General features: G+C 61.3%; 22 protein-coding genes. 11 read left to right on the top strand and 11 right to left on the bottom strand.

Going from position 1 to position 21,778, the window contains the following annotated elements:
* Window positions 1–102 precede the first annotated feature (102 nt).
* The 6 genes from F6V25_RS02110 (at window position 103) to F6V25_RS02085 (ending at window position 7,066) form a co-directional block, all read left to right on the top strand.
* Entirely contained in the window at window positions 103–312 is a 210-nt protein-coding gene (locus F6V25_RS02110) for a hypothetical protein (RefSeq protein ID WP_151126779.1), read from the top strand.
* Between the two features lie 74 nt (window positions 313–386).
* The gene (locus tag F6V25_RS02105; RefSeq protein ID WP_151126777.1) at window positions 387–3,083 is read left to right on the top strand and encodes a sensor histidine kinase; all 2,697 of its coding nucleotides are present in this window, start codon (window positions 387–389) and stop codon (window positions 3,081–3,083) included.
* A 106-nt stretch (window positions 3,084–3,189) separates the two neighbouring features.
* A complete protein-coding gene (locus F6V25_RS02100; RefSeq protein ID WP_151126775.1) occupies window positions 3,190–3,894 on the top strand; it encodes a response regulator in 705 nt (234 codons plus the stop codon).
* A gap of 27 nt (window positions 3,895–3,921) precedes the next feature.
* Window positions 3,922–4,128 carry a hypothetical protein gene (locus F6V25_RS02095; RefSeq protein WP_151126773.1) on the top strand — a complete coding sequence of 69 codons (207 nt, stop codon included), beginning with the start codon at window positions 3,922–3,924 and terminating at the stop codon, window positions 4,126–4,128.
* A gap of 99 nt (window positions 4,129–4,227) precedes the next feature.
* Window positions 4,228–5,997 carry a KUP/HAK/KT family potassium transporter gene (locus tag F6V25_RS02090; RefSeq protein WP_151127205.1) on the top strand — a complete coding sequence of 590 codons (1,770 nt, stop codon included), beginning with the start codon at window positions 4,228–4,230 and terminating at the stop codon, window positions 5,995–5,997.
* Window positions 5,998–6,055: 58 nt separating this feature from the next.
* Window positions 6,056–7,066: a sodium:calcium antiporter gene (locus F6V25_RS02085; protein ID WP_151126771.1), complete on the top strand. Its 1,011-nt coding sequence runs from the start codon at window positions 6,056–6,058 to the stop codon at window positions 7,064–7,066.
* Here F6V25_RS02085 and mnmL read toward each other — a convergent pair.
* The 10 genes from mnmL to F6V25_RS02035 all read right to left on the bottom strand — a co-directional run bounded on the left by mnmL (window position 7,050) and on the right by F6V25_RS02035 (window position 13,368).
* Window positions 7,050–7,970: a tRNA modification radical SAM protein MnmL/YtqA gene (gene mnmL / locus F6V25_RS02080; RefSeq protein WP_151126769.1), complete on the bottom strand. Its 921-nt coding sequence runs from the start codon at window positions 7,968–7,970 to the stop codon at window positions 7,050–7,052. The genes F6V25_RS02085 and mnmL overlap by 17 nt on opposite strands.
* 285 nt (window positions 7,971–8,255) lie before the next feature.
* Window positions 8,256–8,762: a hypothetical protein gene (locus F6V25_RS02075; RefSeq protein WP_151126767.1), complete on the bottom strand. Its 507-nt coding sequence runs from the start codon at window positions 8,760–8,762 to the stop codon at window positions 8,256–8,258.
* 45 nt (window positions 8,763–8,807) lie between these two features.
* Entirely contained in the window at window positions 8,808–9,224 is a 417-nt protein-coding gene (locus F6V25_RS02070; RefSeq protein ID WP_151126765.1) for a secondary thiamine-phosphate synthase enzyme YjbQ, read from the bottom strand.
* Between the two features lie 9 nt (window positions 9,225–9,233).
* Window positions 9,234–9,764 carry a nitroreductase family protein gene (locus F6V25_RS02065; protein ID WP_338045576.1) on the bottom strand — a complete coding sequence of 177 codons (531 nt, stop codon included), beginning with the start codon at window positions 9,762–9,764 and terminating at the stop codon, window positions 9,234–9,236.
* A gap of 40 nt (window positions 9,765–9,804) precedes the next feature.
* Window positions 9,805–10,197 carry an FxsA family protein gene (locus F6V25_RS02060; protein ID WP_151126763.1) on the bottom strand — a complete coding sequence of 131 codons (393 nt, stop codon included), beginning with the start codon at window positions 10,195–10,197 and terminating at the stop codon, window positions 9,805–9,807.
* A 124-nt stretch (window positions 10,198–10,321) separates the two neighbouring features.
* Window positions 10,322–10,570, bottom strand: a complete 249-nt coding sequence (locus tag F6V25_RS02055; protein ID WP_151126761.1) for a YheU family protein — start codon at window positions 10,568–10,570, stop codon at window positions 10,322–10,324.
* Between the two features lie 21 nt (window positions 10,571–10,591).
* Window positions 10,592–11,248, bottom strand: a complete 657-nt coding sequence (locus F6V25_RS02050) for a methyltransferase (protein ID WP_151126759.1) — start codon at window positions 11,246–11,248, stop codon at window positions 10,592–10,594.
* Window positions 11,249–11,325: 77 nt separating this feature from the next.
* A complete protein-coding gene (locus F6V25_RS02045; RefSeq protein WP_151126757.1) occupies window positions 11,326–11,661 on the bottom strand; it encodes a type II toxin-antitoxin system RelE family toxin in 336 nt (111 codons plus the stop codon).
* Between the two features lie 134 nt (window positions 11,662–11,795).
* Entirely contained in the window at window positions 11,796–12,140 is a 345-nt protein-coding gene (locus F6V25_RS02040) for an HIT domain-containing protein (RefSeq protein WP_151126755.1), read from the bottom strand.
* A 517-nt stretch (window positions 12,141–12,657) separates the two neighbouring features.
* A complete protein-coding gene (locus F6V25_RS02035) occupies window positions 12,658–13,368 on the bottom strand; it encodes an RluA family pseudouridine synthase (protein WP_151126753.1) in 711 nt (236 codons plus the stop codon).
* A gap of 193 nt (window positions 13,369–13,561) precedes the next feature.
* On the opposite strand from F6V25_RS02035, the gene F6V25_RS02030 reads away from it, so the two are divergent.
* Window positions 13,562–14,014, top strand: coding sequence for a hotdog fold thioesterase (locus F6V25_RS02030; protein ID WP_246166929.1), 453 nt, complete (start codon window positions 13,562–13,564; stop codon window positions 14,012–14,014).
* A gap of 224 nt (window positions 14,015–14,238) precedes the next feature.
* Here F6V25_RS02030 and F6V25_RS02025 read toward each other — a convergent pair whose 3' ends face one another.
* Window positions 14,239–15,267 (bottom strand): transglutaminase family protein, encoded by a 1,029-nt coding sequence (locus F6V25_RS02025; protein ID WP_151126751.1) that lies wholly within the window; start codon window positions 15,265–15,267, stop codon window positions 14,239–14,241.
* Between the two features lie 344 nt (window positions 15,268–15,611).
* Here F6V25_RS02025 and F6V25_RS02020 point away from each other — a divergent pair, with 344 nt between their 5' ends.
* From F6V25_RS02020 to nrfD, 4 genes are all read left to right on the top strand, one after another.
* Window positions 15,612–16,241, top strand: a complete 630-nt coding sequence (locus F6V25_RS02020; RefSeq protein WP_151126749.1) for a nitroreductase family protein — start codon at window positions 15,612–15,614, stop codon at window positions 16,239–16,241.
* A 451-nt stretch (window positions 16,242–16,692) separates the two neighbouring features.
* Complete coding sequence (gene fdnG / locus F6V25_RS02015) at window positions 16,693–19,725, top strand: formate dehydrogenase-N subunit alpha (protein ID WP_151126747.1); 3,033 nt, start codon at window positions 16,693–16,695, stop codon at window positions 19,723–19,725.
* Window positions 19,722–20,570 carry a 4Fe-4S dicluster domain-containing protein gene (locus F6V25_RS02010; protein WP_151126745.1) on the top strand — a complete coding sequence of 283 codons (849 nt, stop codon included), beginning with the start codon at window positions 19,722–19,724 and terminating at the stop codon, window positions 20,568–20,570. Before fdnG ends, F6V25_RS02010 begins: the two co-directional genes overlap by 4 nt.
* Entirely contained in the window at window positions 20,567–21,778 is a 1,212-nt protein-coding gene (gene nrfD, locus F6V25_RS02005) for an NrfD/PsrC family molybdoenzyme membrane anchor subunit (protein ID WP_151126743.1), read from the top strand. Before F6V25_RS02010 ends, nrfD begins: the two co-directional genes overlap by 4 nt.

The following is a 21,778-nucleotide window of genomic DNA, read 5'->3' as shown; positions in this document are numbered from 1 at the left end:
TCTTGATACCTTCTTGACGCGGCTGCCCCCCATTTTGACACACACCTTATGAGGCCCCTGATATCCTGTAATCGTAGCAGAAAAACGTACAGGAGGCGGGCCATGAAAGTCTATCAGTTCAACCCGGAAAACGGTATCTATGCGGGCGAGCTGTTCGAAGATGATGAGATGCTGAAATACGTGGAAGGCATCACCACCATCGCACCGCCCCCCTATGGGCCGGGACAGGTGCCGGTCTTCGACCCGGATAAGCGGGCCTGGGACACCATGCCTGTCACGCCGCCCTGCCGGAAGCCCCCCCAGGTTCATTAGAATTCCACGGTGGACACCCCTGGGCAATCGGCTATAATGGAATCATCCCATCCTCCCACAATGAGGCTTATCCCATGCCCGCTAACGGCGACGACAACCGCCCCTCCCCCGAAACCCTCCTGAAGCTCGCCCAGGCGGAAGAAGCCGAGGCAGAACAGGCAAAACAGGGAAAATTGAAGATTTTCCTCGGCTATGCCGCCGGGGTCGGCAAGACCTTCGCCATGCTGGAAGCTGCCCGCCAGCGCCGGAACGAGGGGCGCGACGTGGTGGCGGGGTATGTGGAGTCCCATGGCCGCTTCGAGACCGACGCCTTGCTGGCGGGGCTGGAAATCCTTCCCCGGAAGGAGATCATCCATCAGGGGGTGCGGCTCCCCGAGATGGATCTGGACGCCCTGCTGGCCCGCAAGCCCCAGATCGCCCTGGTGGATGAACTGGCCCACAGCAACGCCCCCGGATCACGCCACGAAAAACGCTGGCAGGACGTGGAGGAACTCCTGGCCGCCGGCATCGATGTCTTCACCACGGTCAACATCCAGCACTTCGAAAGCCTGAACGACGTAGTGGCCCAGATCACCGGCGTGGTCGTGCGGGAGACCCTCCCCGACCACCTGCTGGATACCGCCTTCGATATCAGGCTGGTGGACATCCCTCCCGAAGACCTGCTGCAACGCCTCCACGAGGGAAAGGTCTACATCGCCGATCAGGCGGCCAAGGCCATGGAGAAGTTTTTCAGGCCGGGCAACCTGATGGCGTTGCGGGAACTGTCCCTGCGCCGCACCGCCGCCCGGGTGGACGACCAGATGCGGGCCTATATGGAGACCCAGGCCATTACCGGCCCCTGGGCCACCACGGAGCGGCTCCTGGTCTGCGTCAGCGGCAGCCCGTACAGCGAGAAACTGATCCGCGCCACCTGCCGTCTGGCGGAAGAGTTGAAAGCCCAATGGTATACCGTCTATATCGAGACCCCGGGCAGCGGCAAGCACGTCAGGGAGAACCGGGAGCATGTGTGGCGCGACCTGCGCCTGGCCGAGAGCCTGGGCTCCCAGGTCGCCTCCGTCACCGCCCCCACGGTTACCGATGCGATCCTGGACTACGCCACGCGGCACAATGTCACCAAGATCGTCATGGGCAAACCGACCAGGCCGCGTTGGCGCGAACTGGTGATCCCGCCTGTCGTGGATCAAGTCATCCGCCACAGCGGGGCCATCGACGTGGTGGTGGTCAGTTTCGAAACGGTGGAAAAACCTGCCCCCCATGCGGCTCAAGCGGCCCAGAGCCCGTTCGGGTTCCGCGGCTACTCGGCGACTCTCATGCTGGTCATCGCGGTTTCGGTGGTGTGCGAGTTTTTCAGGCCCTTTCTGGACCCGACCAATATGGTCATGTTCTATCTCCTGGCGGTGGTGGTCGCGGCGGTGCGGCTCGGCCGGAAACAGGCCGTGGTCACCTCACTTCTGGGGGTATTGGCCTTCGATTTCTTCTTCGTCCCCCCCCGCCTCACCTTTGCCGTGGCCGACACCCAGTACCTGATCACCTTCATTGCCCTGTTCATCGTGGGCGTGGTCATCAGCACGCTGGTGGCCCGGTCGCGGGAGCGGGCCGAGGCGATGCGGGCCCGTGAGGTGCAGACCGCAAGCCTCTACTACCTGAGCCGCGACTTGGCCGCAGCCGTGGATATCGGCGCCGTCATGAAGGCGCTGATCAGAAATGTGGAGGAAGCCCTGAATGCGCACGTGGCCCTGTTTTTGCCCGAGGGGGAACGGCTCGACGTCATGGCGGCAAGCAGCGGCCTGATCATCGACGCAAAGGAGCAGGCCGTGGCCGACTGGGCCTTCCGCAACCGCCACCCGGCCGGGCGCGGGACCGATACCCTTGTATCCGCCGACCTGCTCTACCTCCCCCTGCAGACCCCGGCCAGCGTGCTGGCCGTCATGGGAGTGCGCCTGGAAAACGACGTGGAGTACCGTTCCACCGAGAGCCGGCGGCTCTTGGACGCCTTTGCCACCCAGGCCGCCATGGCCATGGAGCGGGTGCAGTTCTCGCGGCAGGCCGAGCAGGCCCAGATACTCCAGGCGAGGGAAAACCTGGAGCGCGCCCTGCTCAACTCCATCTCCCACGATCTGCGCACCCCCCTGGCATCGGTTACCGGCGTCCTCACCAGTCTCAGGGACGAGGGGGCGCATCTGAGCGACCCGGCGCGGCGCGAACTTCTGGATACCGCCTGCGGCGAAGCCGAGCGCCTGAACCGTTTCGTCGGCAACCTGCTGGACATGACCCGCATCGAAGCCGGCGCGATCAGGCTCAACCTGGAACCATGCGACGTGCAGGACCTGGTGGGATGCGCCCTGGCGGTTCTGGAACCGCGCATCGAAAACCGGGAGATCTCGTTCAGGATGCTCCCAATCATGCCACTGGTGCCCATGGATCTGGTTCTGATGACTCAGGTTCTGGTCAATCTCCTGGAGAACAGCGTGAAATACTCGCCCCCCGCCACTCCCATAGAGATTGCCGCCCGTACCGACGCCACCCGGCTCATCATAGAGATAACCGACCACGGCCCCGGCGTCCCCGAAAAGGATCTCCAGCGCGTCTTCGACAAGTTCTACCGCATCCCGGTTCCCGAGGGCGCCGGGGGAACCGGCCTGGGGCTCTCCATCTGCAAGGGGATCGTCGAAGCGCACGGCGGCACGATCAGGGCGGAGAACCGTCCGGGGGGAGGGCTCGGGATCGTGCTGCACCTGCCGCTCAATCCGGGCAGCCTGCCGGGCTTGTAGGGTATGAACAGAGTATCCGGGAGTGGTTGCCCGGTCACATCCTCCGGGAGGGTATCCCCTCCGCGGCATTCAAGAAAGAGCACGACTGACGGAAAGGGCGCGCGACATGGCCGATGAAAAGAGTTCCCTCTTGCCCCGCATCCTGGTAATCGACGACGAACTGGCGATACGCCGTTTTCTCCATACCATTCTGTCCAACGAGGAATTTTCCCTGCACGAGGCGGAGGGCGGTCACAGCGGGCTGGCGGCGGCAGCCGCATTCCGGCCGGATGTGATCCTGCTCGACCTGGGACTGCCGGATCTGGACGGGATCGAGGTCATCAGGCGCATCCGCGAATGGTCCCAGGTCCCGATCATCGTGCTCTCGGTGCGGGAGCGGGAAGACGACAAGGTCGCTGCCCTGGACGCCGGCGCCGACGACTACCTCACCAAGCCGTTCGGTGTCGGCGAACTGTTGGCCCGCATCCGGGCCTCACTGCGCCGCACGCTCCAACAGGCCGCGGAACCGATATTTACCAGCGGCGGCCTCATCCTCGACCTGAACCTCCGCCAGGTAACCGTCAACGGCGTCGAAATCCCCTTGACCCCAACCGAGTACGACCTGCTCAGGCTGCTGGTCACCCATGCCGGCAAGGTACTGACTCACAGCCAGATACTCAAGCAGATATGGGGCATCGCCTACCAGGAACAGCCCCACGTACTGCGGGTGAACATCAGCAACCTGCGCCGCAAGATCGAGGCGGACCCTTCACGCCCGCGCTACATCGTTACCGAACCGGGCGTGGGATATCGGCTCAAGATCATTGAATAATAACGATGCTTTCTGTGGGGCGCAGCCATGAAGATCTACCTCTTCGACCCGGAAACCGGCCTCTATCTCGGTCAGGATTATGCCGACACCTCGTCGTTTTCCGGCATCTGCGAGCTGCCGGAAAACGCTACCACCACCAAGCCGCCCGAAGGCGGCCCCGACCAGGTGGCCGTGATGAACCGGCAGACCATGGAATGGGAGCTGCGCCGGAAGCCCCTCCAGAAAAAACATTGAGCGCATACGCCTCCGGTGGTATAAGTTGTAATTTTTCGGAGGCATTGCGTGGTAAAACATGTGGAGGCCGACTCCTACTGGGGCGGCATCATCAAATCAATGGGGCTGGTGTTCGGCGACATCGGTACCAGCCCCATTTATACCTTGACCGTCATCATCGCCTTGACCAAGCCGACCCAGGAGAATGTCTTCGGCATCATCTCCCTGATCGTCTGGACCCTGATGATCCTGGTCAACATCGAATACGCCCTCCTGGCCATGAGCCTCTCCCGCAAAGGCGAGGGGGGGACCATCGTGCTGCGCGAGATTCTGGTGCGCATGATCAAGCCGGGCCGCCAGATGGTCTTCGTGACCTTTCTCTCCTACCTGGGTGTCGCCCTGCTCCTGGGGGACGGCGTCATCACTCCGGCCATCAGTATCCTCTCGGCCGTGGAAGGGGCTCTGCTGATCCCCGCCCTGAGCGGCCTTTCACAGGGCACCATCATATTTGCCGCCGCCGTCATCGCCATAATCCTGTTCATCTTCCAGTTCAAGGGGACCGACAAGGTGGCCAAGGCCTTCGGGCCGATCATGCTGGTCTGGTTCGCCTCCCTGACACTTTCAGGTACCCTCTCCCTGACCTCCTTTCCCGGCATCATCGCCGCCATTAGCCCCCACTACGCCATCGCGTTCCTGGCCAAGAACGGCCTGGCCGGTTTCTTTGTCCTGTCGGAGGTCATCCTCTGCGCCACCGGCGGCGAGGCGCTCTATGCCGACATGGGGCACCTGGGGCGCAAGCCGGTCAAGCGGGCCTGGTATCTGGTCTTTGTCGCCCTGGTGATCAATTACCTGGGCCAGGGCGCCTTCATCATCACCCATCCCGATGCCAAGAACATCCTGTTCGGCATGGTCCAGTCCCAGTCGGCGCTGCTGTATGTCCCCTTTCTGGTACTGACCATCATGGCCACGGTGATCGCCTCCCAGGCCTTGATCAGCGGAGTATTCTCCATCGTCTACCAGGGTATCACCACCCGTATCCTGCCGCTGTTAAAGGTGGATTACACCTCCCATTACCTCAAATCGCAGATCTACATCGGCGCCGTCAACTGGCTCTTGCTGGCCTTGGTGATCATGATCATGCTGATCTTCAAGAAGTCCGACAACCTGGCGGCGGCCTACGGCCTGGCGGTGACCGGCACCATGACCATCACCGGCATCATGATGGTCATGATCTTCTCCCGCACCAAGAAGAAGTGGAAGGTGCCGGTGGCCCTGTTGGTGACCCTGATCGACGCCGCCTTCCTGACGTCGAATCTCCACAAACTCCCTGCCGGCGGCTACTGGTCGCTGATTCTGGCATCCATCCCCCTGGGGGCCATCCTCATCTGGACCAAGGGACAGCGAGCCCTGTACCGCGCCCTGAAGCCGCTGGACCTGGAAACCTACCTGATGAGTTACGAGCAGATCTACCACAAGGGGCACATAGCCGGAACCGGCCTGTTCTTCGTCAAGGAGTACAACACCATCCCGCCGTACCTCGTGCACTGCACCATCCGCAGCAATATCATCTACGAGCGCAATGTGCTGATCTCCATCATTCGCACGGATGAACCCTATGGCCTGAAAAGCAACCTCACCACCGGCCTGGGAACCGGCCTGGACGCCTTTGAAGTCATCGCCGGCTACATGGAGATGTTCGACATCGAACAGTTGCTCAAGGATAAGGGCATCCTGGAAAAGGTCATCTTCTACGGCATCGAGGACATCGCCACCGCCAACCCGGTCTGGAAGGTTTTCTCCGCCATCAAGAAGCTGACCCCCAACTTCGTGCAGTTCAACAAACTCCCCGCAGCAAAGCTGCAAGGGGTCATTACCCGTGTTGAGATGTAGGTCATGAAAGCCTAGCTTTTATTGACCCTTTTCAACGCAGAAAGAACGTCATCCAATCATGATCAACTGGTTATTGCTGGTGGTCGCCCTGGGCATTATCCTGCTGGGGGCGACCGTTTTTACGAACGGCCTGGAGTGGTTCGGCAAGAAGATGAACCTGTCGGACGGCGCCGTGGGGAGTATCTTTGCCGCCATCGGCACGGCCCTGCCCGAGACCCTGGTGCCGATCATCGCCATCCTGTTCGGCTCCAAGGACGCCGGCCACGAGATCGGCGTGGGGGCCATCATCGGCGCCCCCTTCATGCTGGGCACCCTGGCCTTCTGTATCAGCGGGATCGCGGTCATGGTCAACCGCAGCAAGAGGGACGACTACCCGGTCATGCGGGTGGACACCATCGTCATGCGCCGCGATATGGAATACTTCCTGGCACTCTATGCCCTGGCCATCGCCGCCTCGTTTTTGGGCGGACACCCGGTGATCAAGACCTTCATCGCCCTGGTGCTGCTCCTGGTCTACGGCGGTTACGTGCTCAGGACCCTGCGGGGGGGCAACGGCAACCACGAGGTCGAGGAGGCCGACCTGGACCCGTGCTATTTTGCGCCCAAATCCAATGATCCCCATATGAGCATCATCACGTTTCAGATACTCGGGTCACTGCTCCTGATTGTCTGGGGTTCGTATATCTTTGTGGAAAAGGTCCAGATCATCTCGGCCCAGATGGGGATTTCGCCGTTCGTGCTGGCCATGATCATCGCCCCGATCGCAACCGAGCTGCCGGAGAAATTCAACAGCGTCATCTGGATCAGCAAGGGGAAGGATACCCTGGCGATCGGCAACATCACCGGCGCCATGGTCTTTCAGGGGGCGGTCATCACGGCCATCGGTATCCTGATGACCGAATGGCGGCTGGACGCCACGGCCTTGACCACCGTGGGCATCACCTTCGCCTCGGTGGGGGTGGCCTACTGCCAGATCCGCTGGAAACGGCACCTGACACCGGGGACGCTCTTGGTGGGGGGGATTTTCTACCTGGCGTTCATCGCGTCTATCGTCATGAGGAGCATCTGATCCCCTGCCGGCTGGCGCGCCGCTCCAGTTCGGCGTCGATCAGGTTGAGCACCTCGAACTTGTGCAGCGACCAGAGGGGCGCCACCAGGTTGTCCCGCCCGCCGTCCCCGGTCAGGCGGTGGATCAGGATCGCCGGATCGAGCAGTTCCAGGAAATCGCACACCAGTCCGGCGTAGCCGTCCCGGTCCAGCAGTTCCACCTCGCCCCGCCCGTACATCTCCGCCAGGCGGGTCCCCTTCATCACATGCAGCAGATGCAGCTTGACGCCGTCCACGCCCAGGCGGTTCAACTCCCCCGCCATGGCCAGCATCTCCTCCCGCGATTCGCCGGGCAGCCCCAGGATCACATGGGCGCAGACCCGTATCCCCCGGGCCTTGGCCCGCTCGAGGGCATCCACGAAACAGGCGTAGTCGTGGCGGCGGTTGATGAGCGCCAGGCTCTTGTCGTGGATGGATTGCAGCCCCAGCTCCAGCCAGAGATAGGTCTGTTCCCCCAGCTGTGCCAGGTAATCCAGCACCGGGTCGGGCAGACAGTCGGGGCGGGTGGCGGCGATGATCCCGACCACGCCGGGAACCGAGAGCGCCTCGTCGAACAGCGCCCGCAGATGTTCCACCGGTGCGTAGGTATTGGAATAAGCCTGGAAATAGGCGATGAACTTCTCGGCCCGGTACTTGCGGCGCATGACCTCCTTGCCGTCCTCAACCTGGGCGGCCACCGAGAGTTCGGGACGGATGCTGTAGGCGCCGGAGCCCGACTCGCCGCAGAAGATGCACCCCTCCCGGTCCAGGGTCCCGTCCCGGTTGGGACAGGTAAAGCCGGCATCCACGGAGATGCGCTGCACCTTGCAGCCGAAGACCCGCTTCAATTCGTCGGAAAAGGTATTGTACCGTTTGGCTTGGGACACTAGTAGGTCTCTGAAAACTCAGGTTGTTCAAAAATAGTCAGATCGTCGCACCCGCAGGAAGCCCCGCGGAGGCGTAGCAGCGCTACGCCGCACAATTCAGCTTGCTAAATTGGACCGCGAAGGCGCCCGAAGGGTGAGGCCAAAGGCCTCAGTCACAAAAGGGCTTTCGAGGACGGCGGTGTATAATTATGCGTGAGCATAATTATCGGTGACGGAGCGATAGCGTAGTCATCCCGTTTAACGGGACGCCGATAGGCGCTAAGATGGCTGTTTTTCAACAACCTGTTAGTGCTTCTTCTCCGGCCGCTCCACCCAGCACTGCTCCACGGCCAGGGATTTGAGGAACTCCCCGGCAAAGAGGAACTTGCCCAAGGGGACCGGCACGCTGATGAAATCCTTGCCGCGCCCCACCGTGAGCGCATAGCCGCTCTTACCCCCCCGCTCCCACTTTTCCACGGCCAGGGTGGTCACCGTCTCCGCCGCCTGCTCGTTGCCCGCAAACTTGTGGGGGGCGAGCTTTTCCTTGCACGGGGCCGAGGAGGCCGCCACTTGGGCGATCATCACCCCCAAGGCAAAGGCCTCGTCCGGTTCGCAGATAAAGCGGATCTGGGTCACCTCATCCGGCTTGGTCTTGGGGGTCAGCTTGAAAAAGCGCACCTGCACCCTGCCGGCCCGTTCCGTGACCAGCCCCCCCTCCTCGTGGGCCTTGAACGCCTCCCGGATCTCTACCCCGGTAGACTGGGAAAAAATCTCGGAGCAGCGGTACCGTTTCAGGTCATTGGCCTGTGGCATGACATCCTCCTTTTCGGGTTCGGAATTGTGCCTGCAAGGGGCAGCCTACGCCCCGATGATCTTCACCAGCACCCGCTTTTTCCGCATGCCGTCGAACTCGCCGTAGAATATCTGCTCCCACGGCCCCAGATCCAGCTTGCCGTCGGTCACCGCCACCACCACCTCCCTGCCCATGATGGTCCGCTTGAGGTGGGCGTCGCCGTTATCCTCGAAGCCGTTGTGGCGGTAACGGGAATAAGGTTTCTCCGGCGCCAGCCCCTCCAGCCACTCCTCGAAGTCCTGGTGCAGGCCGGATTCGTCGTCGTTGATGAACACGCTGGCGGTGATGTGCATGGCGTTGCAGAGCAGCAGTCCATCGCGGATGCCGCTCGCCTGAAGACACTCCCCGACCTGGGGGGTGATGTTGATCATCTCCCGGCGGCTCCGCGTCTCGAACCATAACTCATTGCGATACGTCTTCATGTCCCCCCCTCAGGAATACCGGTTGCGCTTGACCTTGCCATACTGCAGCTTATCGGCCGGCACCGTTTTTTTGACCTCGCCCGGATGGCCGATGCCGACGATGCACTCCACCACGATATGCTCCGGCAGGCCCAGGAGCTTGCGGATATACTCCTCCGCCGAGCTGTCGGCGTCGTGCCTGCGCTTGCGCATCTGGGCCCAGCAACTCCCCAGGCCCAGGGAGAGGGCGGCCATCTGCACGAGGATGGCCGCTATGGAGCAATCCTCGACCCACACATCCGACACGGTGCTGTCGGCGCAGACCACGATGGCCAGGGGCGCGTTTTTGATGAATTGGGAACCATGCTCCTTGGAGCGGGAGAGCTGCTCCAGCAGTTCCCGGTCATCCACCACCACGAATTCCCACGGGTTCTTGCCGCGGGACGAAGGAGCCCGGAGCAGCGCCTCCACCAGCAGGTCCACGGTTTCCGGGGCCACCGGCTCCGGGGTAAAGGCACGGATACTGCGGCGTTTCCTCAACAGTTCCATCATGTCGCTCATAGGGTCTCCTTCTCTGTTGGTAGTGTTTTTACAGGGTCTTTCAGAAGCGGCGGACCACGAAGCTGCCTTGGCGCAGCCGCCGTTCCAGCCAGATTCCCAGCCACCTCTTGAGGAGCGTGCGGGTGGCGGGAATGAGGAAGAACAGGCCGATGAAATCGGTGAAGAAACCGGGGGTCAAGAGGAGAATCCCCCCCGTCAGGATGAGGGCGCCGTCCAGGATCTGGGCCCCCGGCATGCGCCCCGCCGCCAGTTCGTCCCGGATGGCGGCGACGACCCGGAACCCCTGGGACCGGGCCAGCCAGGCCCCGGCCAGGGAGATGGCCAGCAGGACGGCCACGGTCGGGAGCGCGCCGATGACCCGGCCGATCTTGATCAACAGCCAGACCTCGATGATCGGGACAATGGTAAATATCAGGAAGAGACGCAGGAGCATGGGTCACCCCCTGCCCGGCGCGCGGTTGGCGCGGCCCGGTACGGTGCGTTGGGGACGCAAAAGGAGGCGGGTTTGTCGCGTGGCGGATGTCATGGCGTAGTGAACCATGGGAATGCTCCCGCTGTCAAGAGCGGCACGGAACGATGTTGCAACTTTCCGACGTGGCGTCGAACACCACCCGGGCCTTCCCCTCCCGCAACTGCCGGAGGACCTGCTCGATCTTCTGGTCGAGGGTATAGCTGACCTCCCCCGACTCCTCCCACTCCCTGGTCACAAATTCGCTGATCAGGTTGCGCAGCGTGTCGGGATTGATCTGCTCATAGGGGACTTCCACCCCCTCTTCCCGGTGTTCGGTCTGCTCTGTTGACGTCATGTTGTGCTTCGCTCCTCTTCCCTATTCCGGTTCTGCCAGCAGCAGCCGGTTCTTTGGGGTGATATCACCCGGAATCCGCTGAGTAAATACCCGGTACCCCTGGGAACGGAGCCGGGCCACCCGGGCCGCGTCCAGGGCCAGCGGGCCGTCCAGCCATCCTTCCAGCCCCCCAAGGTCGGCCCCTTTCAGGTCGTGGCAACAGGGGAGCACCGCCACCCTGGCCCGCGCCTCCACCGCCCGCTCCAGGACCAGGTCCGTCAACCCGCCGCAGGCGTGGGCCGACACCACCACATCGTCCCGGTGCAACGCTACCGTTTCTAGATCGGCCTCCACAAACCGGGTGCGCCCGTGCAGGCGCGGCCAAGCCGCGTCCAGGGCAGTTGCCAGGGTCGCGGCGCTCTTGGGTATCCGGCGATCCACGGCCAGGGCCAGGGGCGAGCTGTCGTCCAACAAGAGCAAAATCTGAGCCAGCAGCCCGTGGCCGCAGGCCAAGTCCACGATCCGCCCGCCCCGGAAGCGGCGGCGCACCCGGCGGGCCACCTCCCACGCCTCGTACAGCTCCTTGCGCGGCAGGCAGCCGGCAGCGCACACCGCCCGACCCACGGCGTCGAACAGGGTATCGCCGCCGAATTGGGGGAGGAGCTTTTCCGTAAGTCGATTGCGCGAGGAGCGATCCATGGTTCTCTACTTTCGTGGTTCCCGGTATGCACAAGTCCCCTCCCCCAGCGGGGGAGTGCTCGGAGGGGGGCTTGTGCTTACACCCTGCTCGCCTCGTTCTTGTGGTAGACGTTGAAGAAGATCACGCTGTTGTCCCCCACCTCGCGGCAGAAGCCGCATTTTTCTTCCAGGGTCTTGGCCTGTTTGCGGCAGACCTCGCACCAGTTGTAGATGAGGCGGTACTCGCTCCGGCCCACGTACTTCTTGAGGCGGCCGTGGTGTTCGCCGTGCATCCAGCCGTCGGCGTCGCCGGGGTTGTTGAGGATGCGGTCGATCACGTCCAGGATGCGGGTATGGCCCGGCGGGTCGTGTTTCTCGATCTTTGCCAGCTTGGCGGCGAAATCCGGGGTGGGGAAGTAGGTGAAGAGGGGCATGGTTCACTCCTTAGCGGCGTGAGGGTAAAAACCAGTGGGCTAGTGTTTCGCGATTAAATATGCACAACCTCGGGTAGGGGCGCATTGCATGCGCCCTGATTGGGCGAACAGCGGTTCGTCCCTACGGTTCAACGTCAATAGGGGCGCAACTGCGCGCCGCAGCCGATGTGCCAGTGGAGATGTTTGGAAGATTGGTACTCCCCCAGATTGGTGTACACCCGGCAGGCCCCGAAGCGCTCCATGAAGTCGCGGGCGATCGTCTTGGCCGTGCGCAGCAGTTCCAGGAGCAGGTCGTTGTCCGCCTCTTCCAGGGTGATGAGGGATTCGATGTGGCGTTTGGGGAGCAGCACCACATGGTGTTCCCAGAGCGGGTTGGTGTGGTGAAAGGCAAAGACGTGTTCGTTCTCCAGGTACACCGGCACGTCGATACGGCCTTTCAGGATCTTGTCGCAGTAGAAGTCACAGGTGGATGTGGTCATGGTGGCACCCTCATGGAAAACTTTACATTATCCCGCCAGCCCCCACCTGTCAACGTTACAGAGCATCCTCCCCTGGCTCAAAAGCCTCGCCACTCCTCCGCCAAAATCCGCCCTCGCCCAAACCAGGCACCTCCAACCACCCGGCAAAGGAAAAGCCCACCAAGAGATTCGGTGGGCTTCTGTAATTTTTCGTTTCTTTGTTCCTTTTGCAAGGATGTATCCGATTCAACCTGCCATCGGACTATGTTTTTCAGCTATGACTTCGCGATCCGGTCGGGTGGAGTGTCTTCCATAAATAGTAAAACCTCCTCGCTACAGTTTGTACCTCTTTGTTGCTGATTTGACTATACCACCGGATCGGATAATTTACAGTCTGTTAAAAAAAATATCTTCCGGGTATACTCATGCATTGTGGACAAATCGCCAGCCCCGCCCCCCTCCGCTCAACGGCCTTTCCTGCCCCCATATATCCTACCCCGCAGCGCAGAACTATTCCACGCGACGACGCAGGCAGACATCAGGCCACCGATATGTCTATTCGCCCCATCAGGCGGATAAAAAAGTCAGGGATCGCAGTTTCGAAGGAGAGCCTCCTGCCGTTCACCGGATGGGTGAAGGAGATGGAGCGGGCATGGAGCGCCAGGGTGGCGTAGCCGTCGTTTCTGCCGTATTTCCGGTCCCCCGCCACCGGATGCCCCTGCTCCGAGAGATGTACCCGGATCTGGTGCTTGCGGCCGGTGAGCAGGTGGATCTCCAGCAGGCTGAGCCCTTTAGCCTCCTTCAGGACCGTGTACTCGGTGCGGGCCAGCTTGCCCAGCGCCGGGTCCGGGGTGGAGTAGACGTTCAGGGCGCTGTTCTCGGCCAGGTAGCTGGTGATCGTCCCGCTCTTCGGGTCGAGCGTGCCGTGGACGATGGCGAGGTAGCGCTTGTCGGTCTCCTCCCAGTGCCCCTGGAGGAAGATTTTGGCCGCTTCGCTCTTGGCGAAGATGAGGATGCCGGAGGTGTCCCGGTCCAGGCGGTGGACGATGTAGACCCGGTTCCGGGAGCGTGGGTCGCCCTTGCGCACGTAGTCGTTGAGGATGGTGTGGGCCGTCCGCGACTTGTCCCGGTCGGTCCCCATGGTCAGGAGGCCGCACGGTTTCTCCACCACGATGATTGCACTATCCTCGTACAGGATCGGGAGGCCTTTGGGCTGGTATTTCCCCGAGGGGCGTTTGGCAGGAGCCATGGCATCTTTCGCACAAAAAGAAGGGTCACACGCGAGGCCGCGGTGTTTGAGACGCGAGAGACGTACAATCCCTCGGCTCCAGGTGAGGCTATCATATCTTGAAGCGCGGGAACAGCATTATGCCGGCCCGGTTCCCGGCGAGCTTGACACGCCAGACCACTCTGCTACCCTCCATACAAGACAAGAAGTGCCCGTGCGACGCCAGAGAAAGGAAACCGCCATGCCCATCTGGAAATCCCCGGCAACCCTGGAGCAGATCACGGAGAGATCGAGAAACACCCTGATGGAACACCTGGGGATCGAGTACCTGGAGATCGGCGACGACTATCTGAAGGCGCGGATGCCGGTGGACGAGCGGACCCGGCAGACGGCTGGCATCCTCCACGGCGGGGCCTCGGCGGCCCTGGCCGAGACCCTGGGGAGCATCGCGGCCGGGTTGTGCGTGGACCGGGAGCGGCAGCGGATCGTGGGGCTGGAGATAAATGCGAACCACATCCGCCCGGTGACGGAGGGGTGGGTGACCGGTATCACGAGACCGATCCACGTGGGCAAGACGACCCAGATCTGGGAGATCAGAATCCACGACGAGCGGGACAAACTGGTCTGCATCTCCCGGCTGACCGTGGCCAACATCGCCAAAACCTAAAACATCTGTCCACGAAAAGCACGAACGGCACGTACACAAACAGATGACCGCAAAAAACGGCTACACCGTGCGGTTCCCGTACCTTTAGCGGTATCGGCCCGACGTTTTGTGCTTTTCGCGTCTTTCGTGGACCGGAAGGCCTTCCATGAGTGGGGATGCACAAAAAGGGCGTGGGATAGTTCCCCACACCCTTTTTGCGTTTGCAGGCCGTGCGCTGTTACGACCTAGCGCGCCGTATAGATGATTGAATACTTGAAGGTGGCCGGATCGAGGGAATCGATGATCTTGTCCCCCACCCGGGCAAAGGGGTACATGAGGTAGTTGACCGGGCCGCCCGGCTGGGGCGGGTTGAGGGTCAGGTCACGGCCGGCGGAGAGCTTGACCCGGTAGGCGTCGATGGCGCCCCAGAAGTAGGTACGGTATTCCTTGGTCTTGGCGTCCTGCAGCTTGAGGTTTTCCACCAGCATGGCCTTGCGCACATCGGCCGGGTCAACCGGCACCCAGCCGTAGCCCGGGAGGTAGAATTCGGCCCAGCAATGCTGCCAGGTGGACACATCTTCGGTCTCCTTCTTCCCCATGCGGATGCCGAACGCCTCCCGTGCGGGGACGCCGGCCGCCCGGGCCAGGGCGATGAACACGGAATGGATGTCGGCGCACTTGCCCCCCGGCTGTTTGAGCAGGGCGCACACATCACCGGCGCCGCAGCCCCGGGTCTTGGGATCGCGGTAGGTGTTTTCGCAGGTCCAGTCGTAGATCGCCTTGGCCTTCTCTAGCACCGTAGTCTTGCCGGCGGTAATGGTCTTGGCCAGTTTGCCCACCTCGCCATCCAGCGGTCCCAGGCTGGTGGCGGCCAGATATTGGGCGAAATCGGCCCGGTTCCAGGCCCCCTCCACGGCGGGGAAGTCCCGGCGGATGACCTCGCTGCGCTCGGCCTTGAACGTGAAGGTCAGCTTGCGGCTCGTGGCCCCCTTGCTCCAGCGGGCATACAGCATGGGGGTGCTGAAGGTGGCATCGGCGTACACGGCCGAGGCGGCGAAGTTGCCTTTGACCGTGACGTCGGTGATCTTCTGGTCCCGGTCCGAGACCGGATAGGGGAGCCACAGCTCCGCTTCCCCGGCCGGATCGTAGGCGGACAGGTCCACGGTGGTGGTGATGGTGCCGGAATGCTTTTTAGGGGCCGCCCACGAAGCCGGGGCAAGGGCAAGGACCGCGAGCAGCGCCGCTGTCGTGGCCAGAAAGCTACTGGTTTTCATGTACTTCTCCTTTGTGGTTCAGTCAACAAATGCGGCCACACTTATAGCGTGACGTCCCGGCCAGGTCAAATTGGTAGTTTCAATCGATACTGCTGCCATGTAGTCATAAAATAGATACGTCACCCGGCCACGGCAGGCAAGACTGCCAGAGGTGCAGCAAGGAAACTGGATCCCTGCCCTGCAGGGCAGGTCCAGGGAAAATCACTTTCAAGAGGCGGGAAATTGTGCTAATGAGGGAATGACGCATCGGGCATCTGCGGTGCCGGTCCCAGCCCTCACCTTTGCCCCGCAAATTGTGGCAATCCGCCACCGTTGCTCTCCCCCATATTTCAATCGAGGTAATCATGCTACCAGAAGAAACCATCTTTTCCACAAACGAAACCCTGAAAACCATAAAGGCGCGGCGGAGCATCAGGACCTTTGCCAAGGAGGAGGCGGTCTCCGATGAACAAATCCATATACTCCTTCGAGCGGCAAACGAGGCCCCTTCCGCCCACAATCAACAGTCATGGCGGTTTATCGTCCTCAAGGGGCAAAAGAAGCATGAGCTTGCCGAGCTGGTGTCTGAAGGCGCTTCCCGTTTCTCCAAGCCGGCCCAGGCACTCCTGCGCATGTCGGCACGGAGCATCGCCAGTGCGCCGGTCGTGATCGCCGTTGCGAACACAGGAGACCTGATCGATCACGGCACGGAACTCTTCAAAATGGAGAAGGAGATGGCCTACGACTGCTTCAGGACCATGGAGATCCAAAGTTCCGCGGCGGCCGTTGAAAATATGCTGCTTGCGGCCACATCCCTGGGGCTTGCGGCGGTCTGGCTCGGCATCATGTTCCTGATGAAGGACGAGGTGCTGGCATTCCTGGGGGAACCAGCGGGGGAGTTCATGGCGGTGGTCCCCGTGGGGTATGCCTCCAGGGAGGGAGGGAGCGGGCCCAAGAAAGAGCCGTTCGAGATGAAGGTGAGATACCTGGATTGACCCGCACTCGGCGCATGAAATCGGGAGCGGAAACGGGGCAGGCCACGGTATCTGCACGTAATGATTAAGAATCAGCCCGTACCGTTTCCCCTCCTGAGTCCACTTCACCCTCCAGCCACAAAACCCTATCCCCCATGACAACGTCGCCGCCCTAACGCGGCCTTGCAAACACCCCCACCAGGCTCCCAACCACCATTAAAGACCCATTTAATCCGATTGACAAAAGGGTGCACCACCTGGTCAAAAGGGATCACCTCGCCATACCTTTCCCAATGTCCCCGCAAAGACGGCCAACAATAAATATTAAATAATTACGAATACTTGACAAATACATCCGCCATTTTTCCCGTTGGGCATACCATTTGCTGTATACGCGTGACCTCAAAGGCGCCGGGTAGCCATCTGTCCTCAGCTACCCGGACAATTATTCATAGTGAAGGGAGTTAGCTGTATGGGAATGTCACGAAGAGACTTCCTGCGGGGAGGAGCGCTGGCGGCAGCCGGCGTGGCCCTTACCGGCAGGCCGGGCGAGGCGAGCGCCGATGCCCCGCAGACGAGGATCAAGGGACTTAAGAGTTCCACCACCATCTGCCCCTATTGCGCGGTCGGCTGCGGCCTGCTCGTCCACACCAAGGACGGCAAGATCGTCAACATCGAGGGTGACCCCCAACATCCGATCAACCATGGCTCGCTCTGTTCCAAGGGGAGTTCGCTCTTCCAGGTGGCGGTCAACGAAAACCGGTTGCAGAAGGTCATGTACCGGGCACCGGGTTCGGACAAGTTCGAGGAAAAATCGTGGGACTGGGCCATGGACCGCATCGCCCTGCGCCTGAAGGAGACCCGCGACAAGAACTTCAAGGCCAAAGAGATCAATAAGAAGGACAACAAGGAATACGTGGTGAACCGCACCGAAGGCATGGCGTTTTTCGGCGGGGCCGGACTGGACAACGAGGAATGTTACCTCTGGTCCAAGTTCTCCCGCGCCATGGGCGTCGGGATGCTGGAACACCAGGCCCGACTTTGACACTCCGCTACAGTCGCCGGTCTGGCGGCTTCATTCGGTCGTGGTGCCATGACCAACCATTGGATTGACCTGAAAAACAGCGACGCCATCTTCATCATCGGCTGCAACCCGGCCGAGAATCACCCGATCTCCTTCAAGTGGATCGAAAAGGCCATGGACGACGGCGGAAAGCTCATTGTCGCCGATCCCCGCTACACCAGAAGCGCCTCCAAGGCGGATATCTACGCCCAACTCCGCCCGGGGACCGATATCGCCTTTTTGGGGGGTATGATCAATTACGCCCTGCAAAACAACATGATCCACGAGGAGTATGTTCGGGAGTACACGAACGCCGCCTTCATCATCAACGAGAAGTTCAATTTCCAGGACGGCCTGTTCTGCTCTTTCGACGATCAGGAAAAGAGTTACGACCTGAAATCCTGGGCCTACGAGAACGACGCAGCCGGCAACCCCAAGCGGGACATGTCCATGAAAGACCCGCGCTGCGTCTATCAGTTGCTCAAAAAGCATTATAGCCGTTACGACGCGGACATGGTCTGCTCCATCACCGGCACCAAGAAAGAGGATTTCCTCAAGGTGGCCAAAACCTTCTGCGCCACGGGCCGCGCCGACAAGGCCGGTACGATCCTCTATGCCATGGGCATCACCCAATCGACCCACGGCACCCAGAACGTGCGCGCCGTTGCCATGCTCCAGATGCTGCTGGGCAACATCGGCATCGCCGGCGGCGGGGTCAACGCCTTGCGCGGCGAGTCCAATGTCCAGGGTTCCACCGACTACGGCCTGCTCTTCAACAGCTTGCCCGGCTATCTCAAGCTGCCCGAGTTCGCCAACACGGACTTCAAGGCCTACATCGAGAAGTACACCCCCAAGACCAAGGACGCCAAAAGCGCCAACTGGTGGGGCAACACCCCCAAATACATCACCAGCCTGCTCAAGGCGTGGTACGGCGACAACGCCACGCCGGAAAACGACTTCTGCTACAACTACCTGCCCAAGTGGAGCAGCAACTATTCCTACTCCAAGATCATCGAGCGGATGGGCAAAGGCGAGGTGGAAGGGCTGGTCTGCATGGGCATGAACCCGGCCATGGGCGGTCCCGACTCAAACAGCGCCCGTGGCGCCCTGGACAAGCTGAAGTGGCTGGTGACGGTGGACCTGTGGCAGACCGAGACCTCCATCTTCTGGAAACGCCCCGGCGTCAACCCGAAGGATATCCATACCGAGGTATTCATGCTGCCGGCCGCCTCTTCCGTGGAGAAGGAAGGTTCCATCTCCAACTCGGGGCGCTGGGCCCAGTGGCGCTACAAGGCGGTGGAACCGGTGGGCGAATCCAAGAGCGATCTCTGGATCATCAACCAGTTCTTCAAACGCGTGCAAGCTCTCTACACCAAGGACAAGGGGGTATTCCCCGAGCCGATCACCAAACTTGCCTGGAATTACGGCGACGGGCACGAGCCCGACGTCCACTTGGTGGCCAAGGAGATCAACGGTTACTTCACCAAGGACACGACCATCGTGGACAAGGACAAGACCCTGGAGTTCAAGAAGGGGGACCAAGTCCCGATGTTCAAGTACCTGCAGGCCGACGGTTCCACCACCAGCGGTTGCTGGATCTACTGCGGCTCCTATACCAAGGAAGGAAACCAGATGGCACGACGCGACGCGTCCGACCCCACGGGCCTGGGGCTGTTCCCCAAATGGTCCTGGTGTTGGCCGCTCAACCGCCGCATCATCTACAACCGGGCATCGGTCACGCCGGACGGCGCGCCGTTCAACCCCAAGCGGCCGGTCATCGCCTGGGACGCCCTTGAGAAGAAGTGGAAGGGCGATGTGCCGGACGGCCCCTGGCCCCCCATGAAGGACGCAAAGGAAGGCAAGTACCCCTTCATCATGCTGGCCGAGGGGCATGGCCGGCTGTACGCCCTGGATATGAAGGACGGCCCCTTCCCCGAGCACTACGAGCCGATGGAGAGCCCGGCCCGGAATCAGCTCTCCAAGGTGCAGAACAACCCGCTGGTGAAGATCCCGGCCAACATCAGCAGCGACCTCGTCAAGTTCCCGCTCATCGGCACAACCTACCGCATGACCGAGCACTGGCAGACCGGCGGCATGACCCGCAGCCTCCCCTGGCTGGTGGAACTGGTACCGGACATGTTCGTGGAGATCAGCGAATCCCTGGCAAAGCAGAAGGGGATCAAAAAAGGGGACAAGGTCAAGGTAACCACCGAGCGTGGCGCCATCGAGGCGGTGGCCCTGGTCACCTCCCGCCTGAAGCCTTTCAACGTGGACGGTAAGTCGGTGGAACAGGTCGGCATGCCGTGGCACTTCGGCTACTCCGGCCTGGCCAAGGGGGACAGCGCCAACCTGCTGACCCCGACCGTGGGATGCGCCAACACCAATATCCCCGAGTTCAAAGCGTTTCTCTGCAATATCGAGAAAGGGGGTACGAAGGCATGAGTGGCGGACACATTGATTTCAATAAAACCAAGTCGTTCCTGATCGATACGACCAAATGCACCGGCTGCCGCGGCTGCCAGGTGGCCTGTAAGCAGTGGAACCAACTCAAGGCGGAGAAGACCGTGTTTTTCAGCGGCGAAGGGTACCAGAACCCCCCCGCCATGTCCGAGTACACCTTTACCCGGATCAAGTTCCGGGACTACCAGAAACACGGACAGAACGAGTTCGCCTTTTACAAAGAGATGTGCATGCACTGCAACGAGCCGGCCTGCGCCTCGGTCTGCCCGGTGGGTGCCTTCAAGAAGACCGCAGAAGGCCCGGTGGTCTACGACGAAAAACGCTGCATCGGCTGCCGTTTCTGCATGGTGGCCTGCCCCTTCGGCATCCCCAAGTATGAATGGAGCAAGGCCTTCCCCCTGGTGCGCAAGTGCACCGGCTGCTACAGCCGGGTCAAGGAAGGGCTGCAACCGGCCTGCGCCACCGCCTGCCCCACGGCCATCACCTACGGCAACCGGGCAGACATGCTGCAAGAGGCGGAACGACGCATCAAAAGCCGGCCTGATCGTTATTTCCAGGCCATCTACGGCAAGGAAGAGGCCGGCGGTACCAGTGTCCTCTACCTGACCCACCAGCCCCTGGACGAATTGGGCTTTAAACAGGTGACCAAGCGTCCCCTCCCCTCCTACACCTGGCAGGCCCTGCGCCTGGTGCCGGGCATCTTCCTGGGGGTCGGCGGCACCCTCTCGGCCATTACGTGGTTCCAGCACCGCAAGGAGCGCATACGTCGTGAGGAGGAGTTCAAAAATTCCCGCGTGAAGCCGGAGCAGAAGGAGGAGGACCAATGACCGCGGCCAAGCTGGTTATCAATGAAATCAAAGGCTATCACCGTTTCATCCAACTGATGATCGCCCTGACCGGAGTCGGCGCCCTGGCCGCCCTGGCACGCTTTATCTTCGGCCTGGGGGTCACCACCAACCTGAACGACACCTACCCCTGGGGCCTGTGGATCTCCTTCGACGTCGTCACCTCGGTGCCCCTGGCGGCCGGGGCGTTCACCATCGGCGTCGTGGCCCACGTGTTCCACATCAAGAAGCTGGAGCCCCTGGTCAGGCCGGCCATCATCACCGGCTTCCTGGGCTACTCCCTGGTCTGCATCGGCCTGCTGCTCGACCTGGGGCAGCCCCAGCGCGGCATCAACGTCCTTCTGTACTGGAACGTTCACTCCCCCATGTTCGAGGTTTCCATGTGCATCATGGCCTATACCACGGTCCTGACGCTGGAGTTCCTTCACCCGGTGGCCGAGCGCTTCGGCTGGCACCTGCCGCTGCGCCTGCTGCGCACCCTGGAGATCCCCTTTGCCATCCTGGCGGCCATGATCTCTACCCTGCACCAGTCAACCCTGGGCACGTTCTTCCTGATCGCCGTGGATAAGCTGCACAACCTCTGGTACAACCCGCTTCTGCCGCTCCAGTTCTGGCTTTCCTCCATCTTCACCGGCCTCTCCATCGTCATCTTCGAGGCCAGTTTGGTGCATAAATACATGGGGCAACCGGACGAGTCGGACCTGTTGGCCACCCTGACCAAGATCATCCCCTGGGTCATGGGGGTCTATATCGCGGTGAAGGCCTACGCCCTGGCGTTCCTCTCCCACGGTCCGCTCTTCGACCGGCCGGTGCTCCTGGCCCTGTTTTTGGTTGAGATGGTCATCGGGGTGTTTGTGCCCTTTTGCATGTACCTGACCAACCGAATCCGCACCGACAAGAAATTGCAGCTGCGGGCCGCCAGCTTTGTGTTGTTCGGGCTGGTCCTGAACCGCTTCAACGTCTCCATGTTCGGCATGGAACAGGCGGGACAGCAGATCTACGTCCCGTCCGTCATCGAGTCGCTGGTGACCATGGGCATCATCTCGGCACATATCCTCTTCTTCGTGCTGATCGCCAAGTATTTCCCGATCTTCGAACACCATCCCGAGGCCACCGACTACACGATCCCGGACCATTTCCGCAAATTGGAAAAGGGCTCCGAGGGACTCAAGGCGGCACACGAAGCATAG

This window comes from Oryzomonas japonica (assembly GCF_008802365.1).
GTDB lineage: Bacteria > Desulfobacterota > Desulfuromonadia > Geobacterales > Pseudopelobacteraceae > Oryzomonas > Oryzomonas japonica.
Note: the sequence above shows the minus strand (reverse complement) of the source record. Positions and strands in the feature narration are given on the sequence as shown.

Bases quoted from the DNA above. Each gene is read 5' to 3' on its own strand.
- F6V25_RS02110 (WP_151126779.1), top strand. From the start codon at position 103: ATGAAAGTCTATCAGTTCAACCCGGAAAACGGTATCTATGCGGGCGAG.
- F6V25_RS02105 (WP_151126777.1), top strand. From the start codon at position 387: ATGCCCGCTAACGGCGACGACAACCGCCCCTCCCCCGAAACCCTCCTG.
- F6V25_RS02100 (WP_151126775.1), top strand. From the start codon at position 3,190: ATGGCCGATGAAAAGAGTTCCCTCTTGCCCCGCATCCTGGTAATCGAC.
- F6V25_RS02095 (WP_151126773.1), top strand. From the start codon at position 3,922: ATGAAGATCTACCTCTTCGACCCGGAAACCGGCCTCTATCTCGGTCAG.
- F6V25_RS02090 (WP_151127205.1), top strand. From the start codon at position 4,228: ATGGGGCTGGTGTTCGGCGACATCGGTACCAGCCCCATTTATACCTTG.
- F6V25_RS02085 (WP_151126771.1), top strand. From the start codon at position 6,056: ATGATCAACTGGTTATTGCTGGTGGTCGCCCTGGGCATTATCCTGCTG.
- F6V25_RS02075 (WP_151126767.1), bottom strand. From the start codon at position 8,762: ATGCCACAGGCCAATGACCTGAAACGGTACCGCTGCTCCGAGATTTTT.
- F6V25_RS02070 (WP_151126765.1), bottom strand. From the start codon at position 9,224: ATGAAGACGTATCGCAATGAGTTATGGTTCGAGACGCGGAGCCGCCGG.
- F6V25_RS02065 (WP_338045576.1), bottom strand. From the start codon at position 9,764: ATGAGCGACATGATGGAACTGTTGAGGAAACGCCGCAGTATCCGTGCC.
- F6V25_RS02060 (WP_151126763.1), bottom strand. From the start codon at position 10,197: ATGCTCCTGCGTCTCTTCCTGATATTTACCATTGTCCCGATCATCGAG.
- F6V25_RS02055 (WP_151126761.1), bottom strand. From the start codon at position 10,570: ATGACGTCAACAGAGCAGACCGAACACCGGGAAGAGGGGGTGGAAGTC.
- F6V25_RS02050 (WP_151126759.1), bottom strand. From the start codon at position 11,248: ATGGATCGCTCCTCGCGCAATCGACTTACGGAAAAGCTCCTCCCCCAA.
- F6V25_RS02045 (WP_151126757.1), bottom strand. From the start codon at position 11,661: ATGCCCCTCTTCACCTACTTCCCCACCCCGGATTTCGCCGCCAAGCTG.
- F6V25_RS02040 (WP_151126755.1), bottom strand. From the start codon at position 12,140: ATGACCACATCCACCTGTGACTTCTACTGCGACAAGATCCTGAAAGGC.
- F6V25_RS02035 (WP_151126753.1), bottom strand. From the start codon at position 13,368: ATGGCTCCTGCCAAACGCCCCTCGGGGAAATACCAGCCCAAAGGCCTC.
- F6V25_RS02025 (WP_151126751.1), bottom strand. From the start codon at position 15,267: ATGAAAACCAGTAGCTTTCTGGCCACGACAGCGGCGCTGCTCGCGGTC.
- F6V25_RS02020 (WP_151126749.1), top strand. From the start codon at position 15,612: ATGCTACCAGAAGAAACCATCTTTTCCACAAACGAAACCCTGAAAACC.
- F6V25_RS02010 (WP_151126745.1), top strand. From the start codon at position 19,722: ATGAGTGGCGGACACATTGATTTCAATAAAACCAAGTCGTTCCTGATC.
- nrfD (WP_151126743.1), top strand. From the start codon at position 20,567: ATGACCGCGGCCAAGCTGGTTATCAATGAAATCAAAGGCTATCACCGT.